Origin of the sequence: Rhabdaerophilum calidifontis, from assembly GCF_008641065.1 — a bacterium.
GTDB lineage: Bacteria > Pseudomonadota > Alphaproteobacteria > Rhizobiales > Beijerinckiaceae > Rhabdaerophilum > Rhabdaerophilum calidifontis.
This window is the reverse complement of record NZ_VTRS01000010.1, coordinates 61,343-84,990: the sequence shown is the minus strand read 5'-3', so window position 1 is coordinate 84,990 and position 23,648 is coordinate 61,343. Positions and strand designations below refer to the sequence as shown.

At 70.8% G+C, this 23,648-nt stretch carries 22 protein-coding genes; 9 read left to right on the top strand and 13 right to left on the bottom strand.

The genetic code is table 11. The annotated features are described in order from the left end of the window. From FWJ24_RS13815 to FWJ24_RS13800, 4 genes are all read right to left on the bottom strand, one after another. Nucleotides 1-1,145 (bottom strand): glycosyltransferase family protein (locus tag FWJ24_RS13815; protein WP_281291997.1); only part of this gene is annotated, 1,145 nt, incomplete at its 3' end. After that, nucleotides 1,145-2,284, bottom strand: coding sequence for a glycosyltransferase family 4 protein (locus FWJ24_RS13810; protein WP_150288410.1), 1,140 nt, complete (start codon nt 2,282-2,284; stop codon nt 1,145-1,147). The genes FWJ24_RS13810 and FWJ24_RS13815, both read right to left, overlap by 1 nt. Before the next feature lie 4 nt (nt 2,285-2,288). Beyond that, nucleotides 2,289-3,542, bottom strand: coding sequence for a glycosyltransferase (locus FWJ24_RS13805; RefSeq protein ID WP_150288409.1), 1,254 nt, complete (start codon nt 3,540-3,542; stop codon nt 2,289-2,291). Nucleotides 3,543-3,553: 11 nt separating this feature from the next. Beyond that, nucleotides 3,554-4,819, bottom strand: a complete 1,266-nt coding sequence (locus FWJ24_RS13800; protein ID WP_246155694.1) for a glycosyltransferase family protein — start codon at nt 4,817-4,819, stop codon at nt 3,554-3,556. A gap of 257 nt (nt 4,820-5,076) precedes the next feature. On the opposite strand from FWJ24_RS13800, the gene FWJ24_RS13795 reads away from it, so the two are divergent. The 5 genes from FWJ24_RS13795 (at nt 5,077) to FWJ24_RS13780 (ending at nt 8,803) form a co-directional block, all read left to right on the top strand. Then, a complete protein-coding gene (locus FWJ24_RS13795) occupies nt 5,077-5,499 on the top strand; it encodes a hypothetical protein (RefSeq protein ID WP_150288408.1) in 423 nt (140 codons plus the stop codon). A 2-nt stretch (nt 5,500-5,501) separates the two neighbouring features. After that, a complete protein-coding gene (locus FWJ24_RS14670; RefSeq protein WP_166443733.1) occupies nt 5,502-6,008 on the top strand; it encodes a hypothetical protein in 507 nt (168 codons plus the stop codon). After that, nucleotides 6,005-6,706 carry an SCO family protein gene (locus FWJ24_RS13790; protein WP_166443732.1) on the top strand — a complete coding sequence of 234 codons (702 nt, stop codon included), beginning with the start codon at nt 6,005-6,007 and terminating at the stop codon, nt 6,704-6,706. The genes FWJ24_RS14670 and FWJ24_RS13790 overlap by 4 nt, the downstream gene beginning before the upstream one ends. Nucleotides 6,707-6,753: 47 nt before the next feature. Beyond that, nucleotides 6,754-7,623: an NAD(P)H-hydrate dehydratase gene (locus FWJ24_RS13785; RefSeq protein ID WP_150288406.1), complete on the top strand. Its 870-nt coding sequence runs from the start codon at nt 6,754-6,756 to the stop codon at nt 7,621-7,623. 73 nt (nt 7,624-7,696) lie between these two features. Next, nucleotides 7,697-8,803: an anhydro-N-acetylmuramic acid kinase gene (locus tag FWJ24_RS13780; RefSeq protein WP_246155693.1), complete on the top strand. Its 1,107-nt coding sequence runs from the start codon at nt 7,697-7,699 to the stop codon at nt 8,801-8,803. Here the strand turns inward: FWJ24_RS13780 and FWJ24_RS13775 are convergent, their stop codons facing one another. The 3 genes from FWJ24_RS13775 to hisD are packed head-to-tail and all read right to left on the bottom strand — an operon-like array spanning nt 8,804 to nt 11,089. Then, complete coding sequence (locus tag FWJ24_RS13775; protein ID WP_246155692.1) at nt 8,804-9,250, bottom strand: arsenate-mycothiol transferase ArsC; 447 nt, start codon at nt 9,248-9,250, stop codon at nt 8,804-8,806. Continuing rightward, a complete protein-coding gene (locus FWJ24_RS13770; RefSeq protein WP_150288405.1) occupies nt 9,247-9,744 on the bottom strand; it encodes a UPF0262 family protein in 498 nt (165 codons plus the stop codon). The genes FWJ24_RS13775 and FWJ24_RS13770 overlap by 4 nt, the downstream gene beginning before the upstream one ends. Nucleotides 9,745-9,748: 4 nt before the next feature. Continuing rightward, nucleotides 9,749-11,089: a histidinol dehydrogenase gene (gene hisD, locus FWJ24_RS13765; RefSeq protein WP_425468942.1), complete on the bottom strand. Its 1,341-nt coding sequence runs from the start codon at nt 11,087-11,089 to the stop codon at nt 9,749-9,751. Between the two features lie 168 nt (nt 11,090-11,257). Between hisD and FWJ24_RS13760 the strand changes: the two genes are divergently transcribed. Next, nucleotides 11,258-11,635 carry a hypothetical protein gene (locus tag FWJ24_RS13760; protein ID WP_150288404.1) on the top strand — a complete coding sequence of 126 codons (378 nt, stop codon included), beginning with the start codon at nt 11,258-11,260 and terminating at the stop codon, nt 11,633-11,635. Nucleotides 11,636-11,642: 7 nt separating this feature from the next. Here the strand turns inward: FWJ24_RS13760 and murA are convergent, their stop codons facing one another. Continuing rightward, complete coding sequence (murA, locus tag FWJ24_RS13755; protein WP_150288403.1) at nt 11,643-12,932, bottom strand: UDP-N-acetylglucosamine 1-carboxyvinyltransferase; 1,290 nt, start codon at nt 12,930-12,932, stop codon at nt 11,643-11,645. A 437-nt stretch (nt 12,933-13,369) separates the two neighbouring features. On the opposite strand from murA, the gene hemA reads away from it, so the two are divergent. After that, a complete protein-coding gene (gene hemA, locus FWJ24_RS13750) occupies nt 13,370-14,605 on the top strand; it encodes a 5-aminolevulinate synthase (RefSeq protein ID WP_150288402.1) in 1,236 nt (411 codons plus the stop codon). A 58-nt stretch (nt 14,606-14,663) separates the two neighbouring features. Here the strand turns inward: hemA and FWJ24_RS13745 are convergent, their stop codons facing one another. Further along, nucleotides 14,664-15,185, bottom strand: a complete 522-nt coding sequence (locus FWJ24_RS13745; protein ID WP_166443731.1) for a phasin family protein — start codon at nt 15,183-15,185, stop codon at nt 14,664-14,666. A 236-nt stretch (nt 15,186-15,421) separates the two neighbouring features. Here FWJ24_RS13745 and FWJ24_RS13740 point away from each other — a divergent pair, with 236 nt between their 5' ends. Then, complete coding sequence (locus FWJ24_RS13740; protein WP_150288400.1) at nt 15,422-18,478, top strand: PAS domain-containing sensor histidine kinase; 3,057 nt, start codon at nt 15,422-15,424, stop codon at nt 18,476-18,478. Nucleotides 18,479-18,481: 3 nt separating this feature from the next. Here the strand turns inward: FWJ24_RS13740 and FWJ24_RS13735 are convergent, their stop codons facing one another. Both FWJ24_RS13735 and FWJ24_RS13730 read right to left on the bottom strand, forming a co-directional pair. Then, entirely contained in the window at nt 18,482-19,858 is a 1,377-nt protein-coding gene (locus FWJ24_RS13735; RefSeq protein ID WP_150288399.1) for a L,D-transpeptidase family protein, read from the bottom strand. An 86-nt stretch (nt 19,859-19,944) separates the two neighbouring features. Then, nucleotides 19,945-20,631 carry a LutC/YkgG family protein gene (locus tag FWJ24_RS13730; RefSeq protein ID WP_150288398.1) on the bottom strand — a complete coding sequence of 229 codons (687 nt, stop codon included), beginning with the start codon at nt 20,629-20,631 and terminating at the stop codon, nt 19,945-19,947. A gap of 84 nt (nt 20,632-20,715) precedes the next feature. On the opposite strand from FWJ24_RS13730, the gene FWJ24_RS13725 reads away from it, so the two are divergent. Further along, on the top strand, nt 20,716-21,075 hold the full coding sequence (locus FWJ24_RS13725; protein ID WP_150288397.1) for an Ig-like domain-containing protein: 360 nt from the start codon (nt 20,716-20,718) through the stop codon (nt 21,073-21,075). 2 nt (nt 21,076-21,077) lie between these two features. On the opposite strand, the gene FWJ24_RS13720 is transcribed toward FWJ24_RS13725, so the two are convergent. Together FWJ24_RS13720 and FWJ24_RS13715 are read right to left on the bottom strand one after the other, a co-directional pair. Next, nucleotides 21,078-22,502, bottom strand: a complete 1,425-nt coding sequence (locus FWJ24_RS13720; RefSeq protein WP_150288396.1) for a LutB/LldF family L-lactate oxidation iron-sulfur protein — start codon at nt 22,500-22,502, stop codon at nt 21,078-21,080. Next, nucleotides 22,499-23,305 (bottom strand): (Fe-S)-binding protein, encoded by an 807-nt coding sequence (locus tag FWJ24_RS13715; RefSeq protein ID WP_246155691.1) that lies wholly within the window; start codon nt 23,303-23,305, stop codon nt 22,499-22,501. Before FWJ24_RS13715 ends, FWJ24_RS13720 begins: the two co-directional genes overlap by 4 nt. Between the last annotated feature and the right edge of the window lie 343 nt (nt 23,306-23,648).

Here is a 23,648-nt window from a genome sequence, read left to right as displayed (position 1 = left end):
CGCGCCCGCGCCCGCGCTGCTGCCGCTTCGACCGCCGCCACGGCGCGCGCAGCGCCGTCGCGCCGGATCGCGGACCAATCGGGCACCGGCGCCGCCAGCGCCGCCCGCGCGGCCGCCGCGAGGCGCAGACCATCGAGCGTGCCGGCCTCGACCACCGTCGCGAGCCCGCGCGCCGCAAGCGCCTCGGCGCGCAGGCCCTGCTCGCGCTCCCTCCCCTCCGCGAAGGGAACGAGGATCGCACGCGGGCCGGCGGCGGCGAGGTCGAGCACGGTGTTGTAGCCGGCCTGCGAAATCGAGAGCGCGGCGCGCGCGAGAAGGGCCGGGAAATCCGGCCGCGCGCGCTCGACACGGACATTGCCGGCAGCACTGCCGGCGAGCGCGGCGAAATCCGCCTCCGCGACGCCGTGCCCGACAAGGAGATGCCAGGCATGATCCGGCAGCAGCGGCGCGGCGGCGAGCGCGTGGCGATAAAGCGCGAGCCCGGCACCGGAACCGCCGCCCGAGACGAGAATGCCGGCGCGCGGGCCTTCGGCTTCCGCCATGAGGCCGCCATGGAGATAGCCGACCATGCACAGACGGCGTTCCAACGCCGGCGTGACCGGCCAGGAGGCGCCGAGCGGCAGCACGGCCGGATCACCATGCACCAGAACGGCGTCGTAATCGCGGGCGAGCCGGGCCAGCACATCCTCCGCCCGGCCGGGCTTCGCGGGCGGGTTCAGCACGTCCCGGAGCGAAGCCAGCAGCGCGGGGCGCGGATCGAGCGCTGCAGCTGCGGCGATCAGCGCCTCGAATTCCGCCGCGAGCGCCCGCCGTCCGAACGGATAGAGTTCGGTGATCACCACATCGGGCCGGAACGCGGCAACCGCCCCGGCGAGGAGCGCCGCGCGATGTTCCAGCAAGGTCATATCGGCGATCCCGCCATCGGGACCGAACAGGGTCGAAAAATCGGCATCCCGGCACTGAACCGGCGGCAATTGCACAAGATCGAGGCCGGCGAGATCGAGAGACGGCGGCTTCACGCCGCCCGAAACGACCTGCACCGCGTGACCCGCCGCGGCGAGCGCGCGCGCGAGCAGGGCCATCCGCGCGAGATGCCCGATCCCCAGTAGATGCGTGACGGCGATGAGCACCCGCGCCCTTTCCATCACCGCGCCTCCTCGGCAGGTTCGGCGACCGGCGGTTCCAGCCCGATATCCCGGAACGCGGCGGCGACGCGGGCCGCGGCCGCCGGCAGGCTGCGCTCACCCCGCACGAAGCGCCAGGCCGCGCTCCCGAGCGCCGCGAGCCGCGCACGATCCGCCGCCAGCGCGCGGATGGCGGCCGCGAAAGCCGCCGCATCGCCCTGCGGCACCAGAAGGCCGGTCTCGCCGGCGCGGATCACGTCGGCGACGCCGCCGCCATCGCCGGCGAGGCAGGGCAGGCCATGCGCCTGCGCTTCGAGGAACACCATGCCGAAGGGCTCGTCGATCGCCGGCCAGAGGAAGAGATCGGCGCCGGCATAGAGATGGCCCAGGGCGACGGGATCCTCGATCCGCCCATGCAGGCGCACCCGCGGCCCGAGCGGCGCGAAGGCCGCCGCGACCGCCGCCCGCGCCGGCCCGTCGCCGACGATGTCGAGCGTGAAATCGAGATCCCCGAGCCGCGCGAGCGCCGCCGCGAGCAGGGCATAGGAGCGCTGCTTGTAGCCCTCGCGCATCATCGCCACGCTCAGGAGCCGCAGGGCCGCGCCGGCGGGCCGCGCCGGCAGCGCCGTGGCCAGCGGCCAGGGCGCGAGATCGAGGAAGGGCTTGAGATCGACGAGCGCCTGTCCGGGCCGCAGAGCGGCGGCGAGCATGGCGCGGTCCCGAGCCGTGGGGCAGAGATGAAGCCGCGCCGCGCCGATCGCCGCCTCGGCCAGCGCGTAGCGCCGCGCGAACGGCCCCTCGGCGCGTTTCGGCGCGCGCGACGCCTCGGCGACGATATAGGGAACCCCGAGTTCGGCCGCGAGCGCCGGGCCGATCACATCCGGCGCCTTGTGGTAGAGATGGTAGCAGAACACCAAGGCCGGCGGCGGACGGCCGCGCTCGGCGGCAAGGATGCGGGCGCATTCGCACTGCCCCGCCGCGAGCAGCGCCGCATCCGCCGCGGCATCCGGCGCGGGATCGAAGCTCCGCAGCGTCGAGGCGATCTCGACCGAATAGCCCAGCCGCCCGAGAAGCTTCACGAACAGCCGCGCGATCGTCCGGTCGCCCGAGGGAACCGGATGATCCGGCGGCTTCATCGGCGCGAGGAACAGCGCGCGCATCGCATCAATCCCGCGCCGCGTCCAGGCTCGCGGCAAGGCGCTCGGAGAGCTGCGCGATCCCCGCCTCGAAGGAGAATTCCGCCCGCACCCGCCGCGCGGCCGCCATGCCGAGCGCCGCCCGGAGAGCGGGATCGGCGATCAGGCGCGCCAGCGCCGCGGCCAGCGCCTCCGGATCGCCGGGCGGCATGAGCAGGCCGTTCTCCCCGTGCGCGACGAATTCCGGCACGCCGGCGAAGCGCGTCGAGAGCAATGGCAGCGCCTGGGTTGCGGCTTCCATCAGCACATTGGGCAGGCCGTCGCGATCGCCCCCCGCGGCGGGCTTGCTCGGCAGCACGAACAGATCCGCCGCACGCAGCGCCTCGATCACCTGATCCTGCGGCCTGCCGCCCCGCCATTCGATCCGCTCCGCAAGGCCGAGCCGCGCCGCCTCGGCCTTCAGCGCCGGCAGCAGCGGGCCGGAGCCGATATGGACGAGCCGCCAATGACAATCCGCCGGCAGCCGGCCGAGCGCTGCGAGGAGATCGTCGAAACCCTTCTTCCCGACCGCCCGGCCGACCGTGACCAGTTGCACCGGCGCCGTGGGGTCTCGCCCGTCGCGCGGCGGGCGCGCCTCCGGCGGCGCGGGAAACCGCGCGAGATCGAGCCCGTGATAGAGCAGATGCACCCGCTCCCCCGCCGCGCCCGCGACGCGGCGCAACTCGTTCCAGCCCTCGCGCGTGCAGGTGACGCCCCAGGCGGCGGCGGCGATCTTCTCGCCCCGCTCCCAATCCGGGATGGTCCAGATATCCTTGGCATGGGCGGAGAACGAGAAGCTGCGGCCCGTGAGCAGCGCCGCATAGCGCGCGACGCTCGCGGGCGTGTGCAGGAAATGCACGTGGATATGCCGGAGCGCGGGGTCGAGTTCGGCCGCCAGCACCAGGGCCTGGCCCAGGCGCCGGACGCGGTTGAGCGTGACATCCCGCCGGAAATCCGCCCAGAACACGCGCAGCAGCGCCCCGAAGCGCGGGTTCGGCAGCGCGCGCAGCAGCCCCCGCATCACCCGCAGCGGCGCATGGTGGAGATATTCGGGCAAGTAATGCCGCGGCGCGCGGATCGCAGCATGCATCGGGTGGAGATAACGGTCGGTCGGGTGGCGCAGCGACCAGATCTCGATCTCGAAGCCGCACCGCTCCAGCGCGAGGATCTCCTGGGCGATGAAGGTCTCCGACAGGCGCGGATAGCCTTTGACGACGATCGGCAATCGCGGGCGCGCTGTCATGGCGGCGCCGGTCAGGCCCCGACCTGGCCGAAGGCCGCGGCTTCGGCGCGCGGCGCCGGCCCGCCGCCGGCGAACAGCGCCTCGGTGACGCGCGGCAACCCGTCGAGCAGCGTGGGCAGGCCGGCCGCCGAGGGCGGGGCCTGTCGGCCGAGCCGGGCCAGCGCCTCGGCCATGGCGCGGCTGTCGGCCGCGGCGTCGCCGCTCTCGTCGAAGATGCGGACCAGCCCGAGTTCGGCCGCGCGACGGGCGCGGATCGTCTGCTCCATGCGCGGCTTCGAGCGCGGGACGATCAGCGCCGGCTTGTCGAAGGACAGGATCTCGCAGAAGGTGTTGTAGCCCCCCATGGCGACGATGCCCGCGGCCTTGACCATCAGCCGTTCGATGCGCGGATCGAATTCGATCGCCTCGACATTCGGCAGGCGGTCGATCCGGTCCTGGAAGGCGCGGCGCTGCGTGCGCGAAAGGAACGGGCCGAACACGATCAGTGCCGGCAGCAGGATCGGCAGGCCGGTTTCGTAGGCCGAGAGCGTCAGGTCGATCAGCCCGGCGCCATCGCCGCCGCCGCCGGTGGTGACGAGGATGAAGGGGCCGCGCGTCATGCGCGGATAGGTGATCGCCGGCGGGCCGCCAGGCTCGGTGCGGCGGAGATAGCCGGTATAGGTGATGCGCCGCGCCACATCCGCCGGCAGCGGCACGCCCTCGAGCGGGGCGTAGAATGCCTCCAGCCCGTAGACGAGGATATCGTCGTAGCGGTCGATCAGCGCACGGATGGCGCCCTTCTCGTGCCATTCGGAGCGCAGGGTGGCGGGATCGTCGAGCACGTCGCGGATGCCGAGCACACGGCGCGTGCCATGCGCGGCGAGCAGGTCGAGCGTCGGCAGCAACTCGCCGCGGAACCCCGTCGGCTCCTTGTCGGCGATCAGGATATCCGGCCGGAAGACGCTTGCCGTCTCGCGGATGAGCGCGGTACGCAGCGCCGTCACCTCGTCGAGGTCGAGGCGCAGGGTCGCGCTGGCATATTGGCCGTTCTCGGCCTTGGTAACGCTCGGGACATGCACGAAATCGATGCCCGGCGCGAAATTGAAACTGCCGGCCAGCGGCGAGCCGGAAATGATCAGCACCGAGACATTCTCGGAGGCGCCGACCAGCGCATTGGCGATCGCGCGCGTGCGGCGGATATGGCCGAGGCCGAAGGTATCGTGGCTATACATCAGTACGCGGCAGGGCGCCGCGGCACGCATCTCGACGGCAGAGCCATGGGACCGGACGAAATTCATTCAGTGATCCCAACGCTCTAGGCTTCCGCCGGAGCCTCGGGACGGCGCCGGCCGCGCCGCTGCTCGGCAGCGGTCCCCCCACAAGAACCTCGGATTTGGTATCATCGGGCCTCGCCGCAGTAAACCCCGAGCCAAGATTAGTGGAGTGCGCGAACATATTTGTGAACGCGCCGTGTCCGCACGAAGCGGAAATCCGCCTTGCATCGCGGCGCAATTTCCGCAGCATGCAGGCAGGTTTCGCGCAGGAGAAGCGGCGGATGTCGAACCGGATGGCGGCCCTGGCGGCGGCCCTGCTCGCACTTACGGCGCCGGCGGCGATGGCGCAGCAGCGCGTCAGCGTCACGGGCGAGATCGTCGATACCTGGTGCAATGTCTCGGGGCTGATGTTCGGGCTTGGAACGGCGCATCATCAATGCGCGGTCTGGTGCACGCTCGGCGGCATCCCGGTCTCGATCCGCGACGCGGAGGGGCGGTTCTACATCCTGCTCCGGATCGAGGAGGACGAGCAGAACGCGTCGAACCCCCGCATCGCGACGATCCAGACCCATCAGGTGACGGTGGACGGCGAGCTTATCGAACGCGACGGCGTGCGCTACCTGCTCGTCACCCGGGTCGCCGACGACAAGGGCGTGATCAACCTGACCCATGCCGAGCACGGCATCCAGCCCTTCGGACATTGACGATGCGCGCGCCCCTGCTTTTCGCCCTGCTCGCCCTCGCGGCGCCGGCCATGGCGGCCGAACCCTGGAACATCCCGCATGAGAAGGCCGTGGTGCTGAAGGGCCGGGTCGTCGACATGCTCTGCCAGCTCAAGGGCGATTGTCCGCCCGGCTGCGGCGCGGGGCGGCGGCAATTGGGCATCCTCGCGGCGGATGGAAAGCTCCGCCTCGTCGCCAAGGGCAATATCGATTTCGCCGGCGCGGTGCGGGATCTTGTCGGCTTCTGCGGCCGCGAGATCGAGGCGGACGGGCTCCTCGTCGAGAACCCGGCGATCACGCTGTTCTTCGTGCAGGGCATCCGCACGGCACCGGACCAGCCCTTCACGCCGGCCGATGCCTTCCTGCGGGAATGGACGGCGCGCAACGGCGCGGCGGCGGAATGGTTCCGCGCGGACCCGGAGGCGCGCCGCATCATCGCCGCCGACGGGCCTTACGGAATCCGGGGGCTCCAGCCCCCGCCGAAGCCGTGAGCGGCGCGCAGGCGCGCCGCCGGCCGAGCCGGCGCGGGGCCTTGGCGGGGCTGTTCGGCGCCGGCCTGACGCTGGCCGCAGCCCGCGCCCAGCATGCCGGGCATGCCGCTTCCCCCGCCGGAACCCCCGCGCCCGCGGCGCGCGACCCGCTGGCGGGCCGGTTCGGCGGGCCGTTCGCGCTCGTCGCCCATGACGGAAGGCGGGTGACGGAGCGCGATTTCCTCGGCCGCCACATGCTGGTCTATTTCGGGTTCACGCGCTGCACCGAGACCTGCCCGATCGATCTGCCAATGATCGCCGCCGCGCTCGACCGGCTCGGCCCACGCGCCGAGGCGGTAACGCCGGTTTTCATCTCGGTCGATCCCGAGGACGATCCGGCCCGGCTCGCACCCTATGTCGCGGCCTTCCATCCCCGCCTTGTCGGGCTCGGCGGGAGCGAAGCCGAGATCGCCGCGGTCGCGCGCGCCTATCGCGTCCATCGCCGCAAGCTCGCGACCAGCCGCCCCACCCACGGTTCCCATGCGGGGCATGATCCCCATGCGGGGCATAATTCCCATGCGGGGCATGGCGGCTATACGATCGACCACGGCTCCCTGCTCTACCTGATGGGGCCGGACGGGCGATTCCTGTCGCTGCTGCCGCACGCTTCCGGCAGCGAGCGGATCGCCGAGATGCTCGCGCGCCATCTGCCGCCCTGATCTCCCGCGTGGTTGCGTGCGCGGCCCCCGCCGCGCATGATCCGCGCATGATTCCTGAACCCGCCGCGCCGGCGGCCGAAACCGGACCGGTCGAGAACGGGCCGGCCCTCTGGCGGGCCGCCCTGCCGCTGCGCCGGGCGGAGGATCATAAATATACCCGCGGCGCCTGCCTCGTCCTTTCCGGTCCAGTGCTCGCCACGGGTGCCGCGCGACTTGCCGCGCAGGCGGCGCTCAGGATCGGCGCTGGGCTCGTGACACTGGCGGGCACGCGCGAGGCCCTGCTCGTCCACGCGGCGCAGGTCAGCGCCATCATGCTGCGGGAGGCGGCGGATGGTGCGGCCTGGCGTGCGCTGCTTGATGATCCTCGGCTGCGCGCCGTCATCATCGGCCCGGCGGCGGGGCTAGGCCGGGCGACGCGCGCGGCGGTCCGCGATGCGCTGGCCGCCGGCCCGGCCGTAATGCTCGATGCCGATGCGCTGACGAGCTTCGCCGGGGAACGGGCGGCGCTGATCCGCGCCATCCGCGCGCAGCCGAGGCCGGTGGTCCTCACCCCGCATGCGGGCGAATTCGCGCGGCTTTTCCCCGATCTTCAGGGCGGAGGCGCCCGGCAGGCGCGGGACGCGGCGGCGATGACCGGGGCGATCGTCGTGCTCAAGGGCCATCGGACGCTGATCGCGGCGCCGGACGGGCGGCTCGCGGAGAACACCAACGCGCCGCCGACTCTCGCCACCGCCGGGGCGGGCGATGTGCTCGCGGGGATGGTCGGCGGCCTCCTGGCGCAGGGCATGCCGGGCTTCGAGGCCGCCGCGGCCGCAACCTGGCTGCATGGCGCGGCCGCCCAGCGCGCCGGGCCGCGGCCGATCGCCGAGGATCTCGTCGCGGCGCTGGCACTGCTGCCGGATTTCGCGACGCTGTGAGCGGCCGGGCCGGCGCCCGACCTGACATCCGCGCGTGCCGCGGCCACACTGTCGGCGCGAATCAGGAGGGACCATGCCCGGAGACAGGCGGATGCGGCGCGCGATCGGCGCGATCAGCGGCACCTCGATGGACGCGATCGATGTCGCGCTCGTCGAGACCGACGGCCTGGCGGCATTGCGCCCGCTCGGCGGCGGCGCCTTCCCCTATCCCGCCGCGCTCAAGACGGCGCTGATCGCGCTCGTCGCGGATCCCGCCCGCGCCGAGCATGATCCGCTCGCGGAAATCGAGGCCGCGGTGACGGATGCCTTCGCCGATGCGATCCGGGCCTTCCTCGCCGGGGCGGGGATCGCGCCGGATGATGTCGATCTCGTCGGCCTGCACGGACAGACCATTCTCCACCGGCCGGAGCGGCGCTTCACCCGCCAGCTCGGCGACGGCGCCCGCCTCGCCGCCGCGCTCGGGATCGACACCGTCGACCGCTTCCGCCACGCGGATGTCGCGGCCGGCGGCCAGGGCGCGCCGCTGGTGCCGCTCTACCACGCCGCGCTTGCCGCGGGGCTCGACAAGCCGCTGATGGTGCTCAATCTCGGCGGGGTTGCGAATGTCACCTATCTCGGGGCGGAGGGGACGATCCTCGCCTTCGATACCGGGCCGGCCTCGGCGCTGATCGACGACGCAATGCGCCGGCATTTCGGCCGCGCCTACGATTCCGGCGGCGCGGTCGCGGCGTCCGGGCGGATTGACGGGCAGCGGCTCGCGATGCTGATGGCGGACCCGTTCTTTGCGGTGCCGCCGCCGAAATCGCTCGACCGGAACCATTTCCATGCCCGCGCGGCGGCGCTGGCACCGCTTTCGCCGGCGGATCAGGTCGCGACCCTGGCCGCGTTCACCATCGAATCGGTCCGGGCGGCGCTCGACCATGTCCCCGCCCCGCCGGCGCGCTGGCTCGTCGCCGGCGGCGGCCGGCACAACGCGACGCTGATGCACGGCCTCGCCACGGCGCTCGGCGTGCCGGTCGAGCCGGTGGAGCGCGTCGGCTGGAACGGCGATCTTCTCGAGGCGGAATGCTTCGGCTATCTCGCCATGCGGGCGGCGCGGGGGCTGCCGCTCAGCCTGCCCGGAACGACCGGGGTTCCGGCGCCGATGCCCGGCGGGCGGCTGCATCGCGCCCGGCGCTGATCAGCCGCGCAGACGGGGGACGATCTCCTCGCGGATGCGCCGGTCGATCGTGTCGCGGACCTGGCGATAGGCCTCGATCCGCTGCTCGCGGCTGCCGGTGGCGAGCGTCGCGTCCTCGATCGGCCAGAAGAGGAGTTCCGCCGCCGTGGCGCGCAGGCGCTCGGCGGCGTGGCGATGCGCCTCGGGCGACAGCGCCACCACAAGATCGAAGCCCTCGCAATCGATCTCGTCGAGATTGCGCGGCTCGTCGCCGCCGAAATCGATGCCGTTCTCCCGCAGCACCGCCAGCGCGAAGGCGTCGCGCTCGCCCTTCCGCAGCCCGGCGGAATCGACATAGACGCGGCGGCCGAGCCGCAGCCGCGCCAGCGCCTCGGCCATCGGCGAGCGGACCGCGTTCATGGAGCAGACGAACAGGATCGCCTGGAGTGGCCGTGCCGGCGCGTTCACCGTTCCTGCCCCTTCCACGACAGGGCCGCGATGAGCGTGAAGAGCCGCCGGGCGGTCTTGTGGTCGATAATGATCTTGCCGGAGAGGCGCTCGATCACGAGCCCCGCCCCCTCGTCATGCACGCCGCGCCGGCCCATGTCGATCGCCTCGATCCGCTCCGGCGAGGCGGAGCGGATCGCCTCGTAATAGCTCTCGCAGATCAGGAAATAATCCTTGATGACCTTCCGCAGCGGCGAGAGCGAGAGCAGGTGCTGGACGACCGGCATGCCGTCTTCCTCGCGGATATCGAAGGAGAGCCGGCCCGAGACGAGCGCGATCCTGAGCGCGTAGGGGCCGCCGTCATGCTCGGGAATCGCGAAGCGGTTCTCCTCGATGAGGTCGTAGATCGCGATCTGGCGCTCGTGTTCCTGGTCCGGCGTGCCGCGCTCGATCGAGGTCTCGTCGAGCACCACCGCGACGAGACGGTGCCTGGTGAGGTCGCCCGCGCCGCTCATCGCCTCACCCGTGATTGAGCCGGATCGCGACCGAGCGCGCATGGGCGGTGAGCCCTTCCGCCTCGCCGAGCGCGATCGCCGCCGGGCCAAGGGCGGCGAGCTGGTCCGGCCCGCAGGCAAGCAGCGAGGTGCGCTTCATGAAATCGAGCACCCCGAGGCCCGAGGCGAAACGCGCCGAGCGCGCTGTCGGCAGGACATGGTTCGACCCCCCGACATAATCGCCGATCGCCTCCGGCGTGTGCCCGCCGAGGAAGATCGCGCCCGCCTCGCGGATCGTCGCCGCCACCACATCCGGCGCGCGCGTCATGATCTCGAGATGCTCCGGGGCGAGCCTGTCGGCCAGCGCCGCCGCTTCCGCCATGTCGCGGACAAGGATGACGGCGCCGTTGTCGCGCCAGCTCGCGGCCGCGATCTCGCGACGCGGCAGCAGCGCGAGCTGCCCCGCCAGCGCCGTGACCACCGCCGCCCCCAGCGCGGCATCATCGGTGATCAGCACCGATTGCGCGGCGGGGTCGTGCTCGGCCTGGGCGAGCAGATCGGCGGCGATCCATTCGGCATTGGCCGAGGAATCGGCGATGATCACCACTTCGGAGGGGCCGGCGATCATGTCGATCCCCACCTGGCCGAAGACCTGCCGCTTGGCCGCCGCGACATAGGCATTGCCCGGCCCGACGATCTTCGAGACCGGGCGGATGCTCTCGGTGCCATAGGCAAGCGCCGCGATGGCCTGCGCGCCGCCGACGCGGTAGATCTCGTCCACGCCGCCGAGTTCGGCGGCCGCGAGAACGAGCGGGGCGATCGTGCCGTCCGGCGCGGGCACGACCATCGCGAGGCGCTCGACGCCCGCCACCTTGGCGGGGATGGCGTTCATCAGCACCGAGGACGGATAGGAGGCCGAGCCGCCGGGCACATAGAGCCCCACGGCGCGGATCGCGCTCCAGCGCCAGCCGAGGCGCACGCCGAGCGCATCCTCGAAGACGAGATCGGCCGGCTTCTGCCGCGCGTGATAGGCGCGGATGCGCGCGGCGGCGAAGTCCAGCGCCGCGAGCGCCTTCGGGTCGCAGGCGGCACGGGCCGCGGCGATGTCTCCGGCAGCGACCCGGAGCCCGAGCGCGGCGAGATCGACCCGGTCGAACCGGCGGGAATAATCGATGAGCGCGGCATCGCCCCGCGCGCGGATATCGGCGATGATTGCCGCGGCCGCGCGGTCCACATCCTCGGAAACCTCGCGCTTGGCCCCGAGCAGGGCCGCAAAGCGCGCCTCGAAATCCGGCATGCCGGTCGAAAGGCGCCAGGCGGGCGCCAGATCGGGCGGAGTGGGGGAAAGGGCGCGCGGCATCGTCATGGTCTGGTTCGGACAATTCCTCGTTGTTACCGACCTTGCCCGGCGCCCGCAACGGGCCGGGGTGCTCCGGCGGCGCTTTTCACCCGCAAGCCGCGCGGCCCGTTCATGTGCCGTTCGGCCGGAGGCATTAATCTGGCTTCACGCGAATCATCGCGAAGGATCAGTGACATGTCCCGCACCAGCCGGCGCCGCGCCGGTGCCCTCCTCGCCCTCGTCCTGATGCTGCTCGATGGCGGGCGCGTCGTCATGGCGCAATATTACCCGCCGCCCGGCTATTATCCGCCTCCGGGCGGCTATTACCGCCCGGCACCGCCGCCGGGCTATTATCCCCCGCCGGGACCCTATCGCCACGCTCCGCCGCCGGGCCATTATTACAGCCCGCGCCGCGACCCCTACGGGTTCGGTCCGGGCTACGAGCGGCGCGGCCATCTCAGCCGCATCTGCATGACCGGGCGCGGCCCCTGCGCCATGGAGCATTATCTCCCGATCGGCCAGGGCTGCCGCTGCAAGATCGACGGGCTGCGCAAGGGCGGCGTGGTGCAATGATGCCGCGCTAGGCGCGGATCCGCTCGATGGCTGCGCCGCAGGCCCCGAGCTTGGTCTCGAGCGCCTCGAAGCCGCGATCGAGATGGTAGACGCGGTTGATCATCGTCTCGCCCTCGGCCGCGAGCGCCGCGATGACCAGGCTGACGGAGGCGCGCAGATCCGTCGCCATCACCGGGGCGCCTTTCAGCGTCTCGGTGCCCTCGACGATCGCCGCATCGCCTTCGAGCCGGATCCGCGCGCCGAAGCGCGCCAGTTCCTGCACATGCATGAAGCGGTTCTCGAAGATCGTCTCGGTGATGCGCGATGTGCCGCCGGCCCGCGTCATCAACGCCATGAACTGGGCCTGGAGATCGGTCGGAAAGCCGGGAAAGGCTTCCGTCGTCATGTCGACCGGGGCGATTCCGGCGCCGTTGCGGCGGATGCGGATGCCTTCGTTGTTCGGCGTGACCTCCGCACCGGCCTCGGCGAGCTTGTCGAGCGCGGCCTGGAGAAGATGCGGCTGCACGCCCTGGAGCTGGACATCGCCGCCCGCCATGGCCGTGGCAAAGGCATAGGTTCCGGCCTCGATCCGGTCCGGCAGCACGCGATGACGCGCGCCACCAAGCCGGGCGACCCCCTCGATCTCGAGTTCCGAGGTGCCGATCCCCTTGATCCGGGCGCCCATCTTGACCAGGCACTCGGCGAGATCCGTCACCTCCGGCTCGCGCGCCGCGTTGCGGATCAGCGTCGTGCCCTGCGCGAGCACGGCCGCCATCAGCGCGGTATGCGTGCCGCCGACCGTGACCTTGGGAAAGACGATCTCGCCGCCGCGCAGGCCCTTCGGCGCACGCGCGATGACATAGCCGCCCTCGATATCGATCGCGACGCCGAGCCGTTCCAGCGCCATGATCAGGAGATCGACCGGCCGCGTGCCGATGGCGCAGCCGCCGGGCAGCGAGACCTTCGCCTCGCCCATCCGCGCGATCAGCGGCCCGATCACCCAGAAGCTCGCGCGCATCTGCGAGACGAGTTCGTAGGGCGCGGTGGTATCGACGATCTCGGCGGCGTTGAGCTTCACCACCTCGCCATCGGTCGCCGCATCGCCGGGGCGCTTGCCGTTGACGGTGACATCGACGCCGTGATTGCCCAGAATGCGCTTGAGCATCCGCACATCCGAGAGGCGCGGCACATTCTCGAGGATCAGCGTCTCGGGCGTGAGCAGGCTCGCGATCATCAGCGGCAGCGCGGCATTCTTGGCGCCGGAAATCGGGATGGTTCCGTTGAGCTTGCCGCCGCCGACGATCCTGATCCGATCCATGAAACCCCGCCCGATTTCTGTCGTTGCTCGCCGCTTTTGCCTGCGCGAAGCGAGCCCGCCCCTTGCCACGCGGCGGCCGGAATCGCAAATGCGAAAGCCGGCTCAGCGCCGCCTCACCTGCCTTTCGGCGGCGTTTGCGGCGGTTTGACGGCGGGATCGGCATCCGGCGGCGGCGCATCCCGGCGGGCGGCACGGCCCTGGGCCTGCGCGCGCCGCCGGCGCAGATTGGCCCGGAGCGCGGCCGCAAGCCTGGCGTGCCGATCCTCTCCGCCCTTCGATCCTCCGTCCATCGCGATCCGCCTTCCGCCGCTTCTCACAAATTGTCGCGCATCAATGCCCGGCATTGGCGTGGAAGCGCAAGAGTCCTATAGAATGTGTCAATGTCGGTTGCCGCGCATGGGCGCGGGCCGCGCCGACAGCGAAAGAGTCCTCGACGGATGTTCGATTACGCCCAAGTCTTCGCCGATGTGGCGGCTGCGCTCAAAGCCGAGAACCGCTACCGCGTCTTCACCGAAATCGCGCGTGACCGCGCCCGATTCCCGCGCGCCGACTGGCATTCCGCCGAGGGGACGCGCGATGTCACGGTGTGGTGCTCGAACGATTATCTCGGCATGGGCCGGCACCCGGCCGTGATCGAGGCGATGATCGAAACAGCGCGGAACGGCGCTGTCGGAGCCGGCGGCACCCGCAACATTTCCGGCAACAGCCACGCGATCGTGGCGCTGGAGGCGGAACTGGCCGATCTGCACGGCAAGGAAGCGGCGCTCGTATTCTCCTCCGGCTATGTCGCGAACCAGACCGGCATCGCCGCGATCGCGCAATGCCTGCCGGGCTGCCTGATCCTCTCGGATGCCGACAACCACAATTCGATGATCGAGGGCGTCCGGCGCTCCGGCGCCGAGAAGCAGATCTTCCGCCACAACGATGTCGACCATCTCGCGGCGCTCCTCGCCGCCGCCGATCCCGCGCGGCCGAAGCTGATCGTGTTCGAGAGCGTCTATTCGATGGATGGCGACATGAGCCCGATCCACGCGATCTGCGATCTCGCGGCCCGGCACAACGCCCTCACCTATCTCGACGAGGTGCATGCCGTGGGGCTCTACGGCCCGCGCGGCGGCGGCTATGCCGAGGAAATCGGCGCCATGGCGAGGCTCGACATCATCCAGGGCACGCTCGCCAAGGGCTTCGGCACGTTCGGCGGCTATATCGCGGCCGATGCGGCGATCATCGACGCCGTGCGCTGCAACGCGCCGGGCTTCATCTTCACCACCGCGCTGCCGCCGCCGGTCGCCGCCGCCGCCCGCGCCTCGATCCGCCATCTCAAGCATTCGGACGAGGAGCGCACCGCCCAGCGCCGGCAGGTGGCGCGGCTCAAGGCGCGGCTCGATGCGTTCGGCATTCCTCGGCTCGACAGCCAGAGCCATATCGTGCCGGTGATGATCGGCGATGCCGCCAAGGCCAAGGCCGCGAGCGATCTCCTGCTCGCGGAGCATGCGATCTATGTCCAGCCGATCAATTACCCGACCGTGCCGCGCGGCACCGAGCGGCTGCGGATCACCGCGACGCCGGCACATGACGACGCGCTGATCGAGACCTTGTGCGCGGCCCTCGCCGCCGTTTTCGACAGGCTCGGTATCCCGCGGCGCGCCGGCGCTGCGCTCGCGGCGGAATAGCGCCGCCGGGCGCCGGAGGCCGGCGTCAGCCACCCTGTCGGTGTCAGCCCGGCCTGGATCAGCCTTTGGGTGCGGCGGCCTTGCGGATCGTCTCGGCGCCCTGCTCCATGGCCTGCCGGGCCTTGTCGCGCAGCTTGCCGCCTTCCTGCGCCATCTCCTCCAGGGTCTCGGTCGCCTGGCGCTGGATCGTGGCGCCGCTTTCCTGGAGATGCGCGCGCAGCCCCTCGAACTGCGCCTTCGCGAATTCGGTCTGGAGCTGGACGATCTCCTCCGGCCGCGAGGTCTTGAGCAGACGCTCGGCGAGTTCGAAGGCCGCTACGAGGCTCTGCTCGGCATAGGCGAAGCCACGCCGGCCGAATTCCCAGGCCTGCTTCTGGGTGTCCTCGGTCTTGTGCTCCATGGTCTCGACGGCCTCGCTTGCAGTGGCGAGCACGCGGGATACGCTTTCGCGCGCATGGGCGAGGCTCTTTTCGGCGAGTTCGCGCATTTCCTGCGGGATCTCGAACGCGCCCGGCATGGCTTTGGCGAAGGCGAAGCCCTCACTGGTCGCGGATGGATCGTTCGACGGGGATTTGGCCATGGTCGTCTCCTCCTGCGTTGGCATTTGATCCTAGCGCATTTTCATGACAATCGCGGCATCGTGAACCGCAGCCCCGTTAAGCTTACCGAAGGGTAAATTTGCGCGACCCGCGCCATGCCATGGACGCCCGCACGGGCGCGCTTTATGGATAATGCGTTAAGACCGGTGCCGAAATGGGACAGATCCTCCCTCCCCGGCGGCGGACCGTTGCTTTGCGTTCATGACGAGGCCCTGCCATGGCGATGGAGACCGCTAACAGCCACGCGGCCGCGCTGCTGCCGGCCGATCTCATCGATGCCGGCCGGCGCGAGGCGCTGCTGCGCCAGGGCGCGCCAGCCATGATTGTCGCCGTTGATGGCCGGCGGGTGCTGTGGTCGAGCCATGCCATGGCGCGCCGCCTCGGTGCCACGGACGGTGCGGGGCTGATGGCGAAGGGGCTAGCCCCCCATGCCGCCGGCAGCCTGCGCCTCGCCGCGCTCGGACGCGACCCCGATGCCGCTGCGCCCGGCCGGCTTGAACGGCTGCGCTTCAACATCGGGTTCCGCTCGATTCTCGTCACCGCCTTTTGCGCGCCGTTGCCGCTGGCAGACGGCACCCCGGCACTGCTCGTGAGCCTCGCCGAGAACGCCGCCGAAACGGCCCTCGAATCTGCCCCCGACCGTGCCGCCGGCCCGCCGGCCGCGCCCATGGCCGATGCCGGGGCCACGCCGGCCCCGCCGCCACCGAGCGAATCCGCTGCGCCAGCGGCGGCAAACGGGGACGAAACCCTTCCCACCTGGCTCGCGAAGCCGGCTGCGGAGCGGCGGCCGATCCGCTTCGTGTTCGCGCTCGATGGCGCAGGGCGGGTCGAGAGCGTCTCGCCGGCGCTCGCGGAAGCGATCGGCCCTGCCGGCGCGGATCTTGACGGCACGATCCTCGCCGAACGCGTCGCGGTGTTCGATCCCGGCGCCGCGGAGAGGATCCGGGCGGCGATCGCGCGCGGGGAGACGTTTAGCGGCGTCGCGCTCGAATGGCCGCTTGGCGCAACCGGCCTCACCGTGCCGCTCGATCTCTCGGCCCTGCCCCGGCACGGTGCGGAGGGCGGTCTTGCGGGCTTCTCGGGCTTCGGGCGCTGCCATGTCGAACGGGTGACCGCACAGGCGCCGGTAGCGGCGGCGGATTCTCCGGGGGATGCCGTTTCCCGCCCGGAAGATGCGGCGGTCGTGAGTACCGCCGATGAACGCGACGACACGGCCCTCGGACGCGAGCCTGCACCCGCCGAGCAAGCGCCCGCCATGATCGTCGAGAGTGAAGCCTCGGCAATCGAACCGGCGCCGGTCGAGTCCACCCTCGACGCCCCCGCCGCGATTTCTCCGGCCGATATTCCTCAAGTCGATATCCCTCCCGCCGGGACCGGCCACGCCGAGACCGGCAACGCCGAAGCCGCGCCTGCCGCGCCGGCTTCCGCCGAGACGGCGCCCGGCGCCCCGCGCGATGAGGCCTTGCCGCTTCCCCCGCCGGAACCGCGCCCCGCCGCGCCCGGCAATGTCGTGCCCCTGCGGGTCACCCAGAGCCCGGCCGTGCCGGCCGCGCCGATGCGTTCGGGCCTGTCGATGTCCGAGCGCAATGCCTTCCGCGAGATCGCGCGCGCGCTCGGCGCGAAATTCGACCCCGACCTGCCGGGCCTGCCACCCGACCTGCCCGGCGCCCGCGCCGATGTTCCCTCAGCCGCGCCTTCGCCCAATCCGCCCGCCGCGTCCAATCCGCCCGCCCGCGCGGCGGAAGCGGGATCCGCGCCCGCAGCGGCGCGGCCGCCCGCTCCGCCGCAGGCGGGGGACGATGCCGAGACCGTGCTGCTCGACCGACTGCCGATCGGCCTTCTCGTGCTCAAGAACGAGAAGGCCATCTTCGCCAACCGGGCGCTGCTCGACCTCGCCGGCTATCCCGATCTCGCGACCTTCCATGCCGAGGACGGCACGCGCGCGATTTTCCGCAAGGGCGCGATGCCGCGTGGCACCGGCGAGGCCTTCGACACGATCGTGCTTGCGACGCGGAGCGGCGAGATGATCCCGGTCGAGGCGCATCTCCAGATTGTCGAATGGCACGAAACGCCGGCGACGCTGATCTCGATCCGCCGTGCGGTGGAACTCGAACAGGGCAAGGCGCTGCGCTCGGTGGCGCTGGATCTCAAGCGCGAGCGCTCGGAGGCGGCGGAACTGCGCGCCATCCTCGATACCGCGACGGACGGCGTCGTCACCCTCGACGAGGCCGGCCGCATCCTCAGCCTCAACGGCGCGGCCGAGGCCGTGTTCGGGCTCGATCAGAACGAGGTGGTGGGACAGAGCTTCACCACGCTGTTGCGCAACGAGAGCCACGCCGCCGCGCTCGATTACTTCGAGGGGCTCAAGGCGAACGGCGTCGGCAGCGTGCTCAATGACGGGCGGGAAGTGTTCGGCCGCGAGAAGAAGGGCGGACGCATTCCGCTGTTCATGACGCTCGGCCAGATCAGCGAGGGCGAGCCGAAGCGCTTCTGCGCCGTTCTGCACGACCTCACGGCCTGGAAGCGCGCCGAGACCGAACTCACCGAGGCACGGCGCGCGGCGGAGCTCGCCAGCGCCAAGAAGAGCGATTTCCTGACCAAGATCAGCCATGAGATCCGCACCCCGATGAACGCGATCATCGGCTTCGCGGAACTGATGCTGGAGGAGCGGCTCGGGCCGATCGGCACGCCGCGCTACAAGGAATATCTCGGCGACATCCGCACCTCCGGCAAGCATGTCGTCAGCCTCGTCAACGATCTGCTCGACCTCGCCAAGATCGAGGCCGGGCGGATGGAGCTGAATTTCGCCGCCACCGACCTCAACGCGATCGTCGCGAGCGCGGTGGGGATCATCCAGCCGCAGGCCAACGCGAACCGCGTGCTCGTGCGCAGCCAGCTCGCGACACGCCTGCCGCCGGTGGTGGCGGACGAGCGCTCCGTGCGCCAGATCGTGCTCAACATGCTCTCGAACGCCACCCGCTTCACCGAAGCCGGCGGGCAGGTGATCGTGGCCACCGCGCTGCTCGAATCCGGCGAGGCCGTGATCCGCATCCGCGACACCGGAATCGGCATGACCGCGAGCGAGATCGAGCAGGCGCTCGAACCCTTCCGCCAGGTCGGAACCCGCCGCGACAATTCCGGAACCGGGCTCGGCCTGCCGCTGACCAAGGCGCTCGTGGAGGCCAATCGCGCAAATTTCTCGATCCGTTCGACGCCCGGCGAAGGCACGCTGATCGAGATCGCCTTCCCCTCGACGCGTGTGCTCGCGGAATAGGGCTCAGGGGTCGATGCGCTGCACCGGAAGCCGGGCCGCGCCGACGAGCATCGCATCGAGCCCGGCCGAATCGAGCCCCGGCCCGAGCGGCAGCGGGCGCGCGGCTGGAACAGGCGCCCCGGCCGTCAGCGCCGGCGCGTCGTCGAGGTCGCGGCCATAGACATCCGGCCGGAAATGCACCTGCCCGTCCGGCGTCACATAGCCGGTGAGATAGGTCCAGATCACGGGAATGGCGGCGGCGGGGCGGATATCCCGGCGCGCACCGGAGGCGATGGCGGCGTCGATCGCGGCGCGGTCCCAGCCCTGCTGCCCTGCGAGGATCCAGGCGGCGAGATCGCGGACATTCTCGACCCGCACGCAACCCGAGGAATGGAAGCGGTCGTCGCGCGCGAAGAGCCGCTTGGAGGGTGTGTCGTGCATATAGACCGCCTCGCGGTTCGGCATGTCGATGCGCAGCTGGCCGAGCGCATTGCCGGCACCGGATTCCTGGCGCAGCGTGAAGGCCGTGGCCCGCTCGGTGCCCCAATCGATCCGCTTCGGGTCGATCTCCGCGCCGGAGGCTCCGAAGATCCGGATCCGCGCCTTGGCGAGATAGCCGGGATCCTTCTTCATGCGCGGGATGATGTCCTTGCGGATGATCGAGGCCGGCACGGTCCAGGTCGGGTTGAGGTTGACATTGGTGATGCGCGTTTCGACCTCGGGCGAGGGGCGGTCCTTCTTGCCGACAACAGCGACCAGACGCTTCGCGACCGCGCCATGCTCGACAGCCTCCACCGAGGCGGAGGGAATGTTGACCACGACATAGCGCTCGGCGCCCGGAACGGGGCCTCTTGCGGCGAGGCGGCGCGCGCTCCCGGCCAGCGCGCGGTGGCGCGCCTCGGCGGAGACGCGCAGCGCGGCGAGCGTCGGCCCGCTGACGAGCCCGTTGCGGCTCTGGCCATGCCGGGCCTGGAAGCGCTTCACCGCCTCCAGCAGCGCAGCGTCGAAGAGCGGGGCTTCCGTCTCCGCTTCCGGCAGGTCGCCCTCCGCCGCGAGACGGCGGCGGAGCATCCGAACCGCCTCGCCCTCGCTCCCGGGGCGGAGAATCGTATCCTCCGGCAGGATCGGCCAGCCGCCGGCCTCGGCGATCGCGCGGTAGCGTCCGGCGGCGGCGGTGATGGCGGCCAGTGAATCGGCGTGCAGCGTGGGGCGGCGGTCTCCCCGCGCGACGACGCGCTCATGCACGGCGGGTTGCGGACGTGCCTTCGGCCGGGGCGCGGCGGGCAGCGGCGCGAAACCATCGGCCGGCAGCGGCGCGGGGCCGAGCCCCTGCGCCCGACCCGGCCCGGCCGCAAGGGCGGCGAGCAGCAGCAGGAGGGGGAAGGCTGGGCGGCTACGCATGACAGGCCCCGGCACGAGCAATGCCGGAAGGCTAGCCGCAAAACCCCAACGAAAGGTTGTTAACCACGAATCCCGGTTCGGTCGGCTCAGCCGCCGACGACCAGCACATGCAGCCGGCGCGGCCCATGGGCGCCGAGCAGGATGGTCTGCTCGATATCGCCCGAGCGCGAGGGGCCGGTGATGCAGTTGAGCGTGCGCGGCATCTCGCCCTTGCCGTAGCGCTTGCGGACCCGCGCCCAGACCTGTTCGAGATCGCCGACGAGATCGGCGGCGTTGAGCACGACGATGTGGTTGTCGGGCAGGAAGTTCAGCGTCGTCGGGTTCTCGCTGCCCGAGAGCAGGACAAGCGTTCCGGTCTCGGCGATCCCGGCCTCGGCATGGCTGACGGCGTTGAGATCCTGGCCTTGCGAGCGGCCGATCGAGACCTCGAGCGCCGTCTCCTCCCAGGGCAGGCCGCCGAAGCGCGGATCCTCGCCGCGCCGGATCGTCGCCGGGAGATTGTTGGCGCGCAGATAATCCGCGATCGCGGCGGGAACCTCGTCATATCCGGCGAGGCGGGCGACGCTCGCCTGCACGCCCTCGAGCTTCTCGATCATCAGCGCCAGCCTGCCGGCCTGGTCGATCTGGCCGCGGGCGGGGATCACGCCCTTCGGCGCGCGCTCGAGCCGCTCCGCCACGATGCCCTGGCGGATCCGCTCGTCGCCGCGGACCCCGAGCGAGCGGCGGATCGACGAGAAGATGGAATCGCGCGAGGTTGTCCGTGAGGTTGTCATGGCGGCCGCCCTTTGATTGACAGGCCCGACATAGCCGCTATCGCTGGCGCGAGCAATCGATCCATCCAACGCTCCGGACCCGCGATGATTCTCCGCCAAATTGCCTGCCTTGCCTGTTTCCTGCTCGCCGGCGCCGAGGCACGGGCCGGGTGCTCGATCCTGCCGGGCACCTTCTCCTTCGGCCGCAACGCCGAGACCACCGCGACAGCGGATGCCGAAGGATGCTTCCATTCCTACACGGCGAACGACGTCACCGCCTTCACCGGCGCCACGATCGCGATCGCGCCGCGCAACGGCACGCTCGTCCCGCAGGGCGGGATGACGTTCCAATATACGCCGAAGCCCGGCTTCCGCGGGCAGGACCGCTACGGGATCCGCGTCTGCGGCGTGGCGAACAACCGCCCCGGCTGCTCCACCATCACCTATCAGGTCACGGTCGAGTAGGCTCAGCCCTTCCGGGCGCGCGCCCATTTCGCCTGGAAGGTCTCGCCCTCCGGCACCGCGAAATCGCGATATTTCGTCCAGGCCGAAAGTCCCGGCAGGGATTTGAAACTGCCCTTGCCGCGCCCGAGCAGCGCCATGCCCTTCATCGCGATCCGCGCCCCGAGCGCGTAGAGCCGCGGGCGCTTGGCGAAAAAGGCCCAGAACCCGAGGCCATGCCGCGCCACCGCCGGGTTGAGATGGCGCTCGAACTCGCGCTCGCGCCAATGGCGCATCATCTTCGGCAGCGGAATCTTCATCGGGCAGACGCTCTCGCAGCGGCCGCAGAAGGTCGAGGCATTGGGCAGATGCCCGGCCTCGTCGACGCCGATCAGCGAGGGGGTGAGAACCGCGCCCATGGGGCCGGGATAGATCCAGCCATAGGCGTGCCCGCCGATCTGATGATAGACGGGGCAATGGTTCATGCAGGCCGCGCAGCGGATGCAGCGCAGCATGTCCTGGAACTCGCCGCCGAGCATCGCGGAGCGGCCGTTGTCGAGGATGACGACGTGGTATTCCTCTGGCCCGTCGGGGTCGCCCGGCCGGCGCGGGCCGGTGGAGAAGGTGGTGTAGACGCTCATCTCCTGCCCGGTCGCCGAGCGCGCGAGCAGGCGCAGGATCTGACTCGCATCCTCCAGCGTCGGCACCACCTTCTCGATGGACGCGAAGACGATATGCACCCGCGGCAGGATCTGCGTGAGATCCCCGTTGCCCTCGTTGGTGACGATGACCGAGGTTCCGGTCTCGGCGATGAGGAAATTCGCGCCGGTAATGCCGACATCGGCGGCGAGGAAGCTCTCGCGCAGCACCCCGCGCGCCTCGGTGAGCAGCGAGGTCTTCTCGGTCAGGTCGCGGCCGGGATCGAGATGGGTATGAACCCGGCGGAAATCGCCCTCGATCTGGTTCTTGTTGAGATGCACCGCCGGGGCGATGATATGGCTCGGCGCCTCGCCGCGGAGCTGGATGATGTATTCGCCGAGATCGGTCTCGACCGGGATGACGCCGTTCGCCTCGAGATAGGCGTTCAGCCCCACCTCCTCGGTGATCATCGACTTGCCCTTGGTGACGGTCTTCGCCCCCACCTTGCGGCAGATATCGAGCGCGATGGCGCGGGCCTCGGCGGCATCGGCCGCGAAATGGACATGGCCGCCCGTCTCGACGACCTTCTTCTCGTAGGCTTCGAGATAGAGGTCGAGATGCGCGAGGGTGTGGTTCTTGATCTCCTTCCCGCTCTCGCGCAACGCCTCGAATTCCGGCAGGGCGTGGACCGCCTTGGCGCGCTTGTCGATGAAGTTCTGCCGCACCGCCTTCAGGTTGCCGGTGAGCTGGGTATTAGCGATGGCGCGGGAGGCGTTCGCCTTGAAATCGCGGGTGGTGGGGGTGCCGCTCATGCCGGATCCTCCTTCGAGCCGGCCGTTGCCCGGCTCCGCGCCTGCGGGGAGGCCTTGCCGATCGGCGGGGTATCCGTCATCCCGGCAAGAACCTCGGCGACGTGCCGGACCTCAACCGCCGCGCCGCGCCGCGAGAGCTTGCCGGCCATGTTGAGCAGGCAGCCGAGATCGCCGGCGAGCAGCGTCGCGGCGCCGGTTTGCTCGATATTGCCGGCCTTCTCGGTGACGATCTTGTCGGAGATCTCGCCGTATTTGACCGCGAAGGTGCCGCCGAAGCCGCAGCAGACATCGGCATCCTTCATCTCGACGAGGCGCAGCCCCTCGACCGTGCCGAGCAGTCGGCGCGGCTGGTTGCGGATGCCGAGTTCGCGCAGCCCGGAGCAGCTGTCGTGGTAGGTGACATCGCCCTCGAAGCGGGCGGAAACCGACGTCACGCCGAGCACATCGGTGAGGAAGGAGACCAGTTCGAAGGTCTTGGCCGCAAGCCGCCCGGCGCGCGCGGCAAGGTTTGGATCATCCGCGAAGAGTTCGGGATAATGCGCCTTGATCATGCCGCCGCAGGAACCGGAGGGCACGACGATGTAATCATAGCCCTCGAAATCCGCGATCATCTGAAGCGCCAGCGCCCTGGTGGTCGCCCGGTCGCCGGAATTGAAGGCGGGCTGGCCGCAGCAGGTCTGGCGCGGCACCTCGACGCGGCAGCCGGCATCCTCCAGCAGCTTGGCGGCGGCGAAGCCGATCGTCGGACGGATCGTATCGACCAGGCAGGTCGCGAACAGCGCGACGCGGGGATTGGACTTCACGGTCGGGCGCGTCTGGGCGCCCGGCGTTTCGATTGGTGCTGCCAACGCGTTCCGGGCCCCTGCCCGCCTCCCGTTTCCCGCCCGTGCCGGTTCGTGCGGGACCGAGCTTCGAGCCATTCTTAATAGGAGCCGCGGCGGCGCTTCGGCAAGCGGCGATGACGCGCTGCCACGCCGCAGGCGCCGCGGCCCGTGCATGGCGGCACTGCGCTTTCCGCAGGGGTCGTCCTCAGAGCCCGGCCCGGCGCAGCAGGAGCGGCAGACCCAACCGCAGACCCTCGGCGAAACCTGCCCCGGGTGAAGGGCGGCGCCGGCGCGTTTTCGGGCATGTTTCGATCCTGACGGC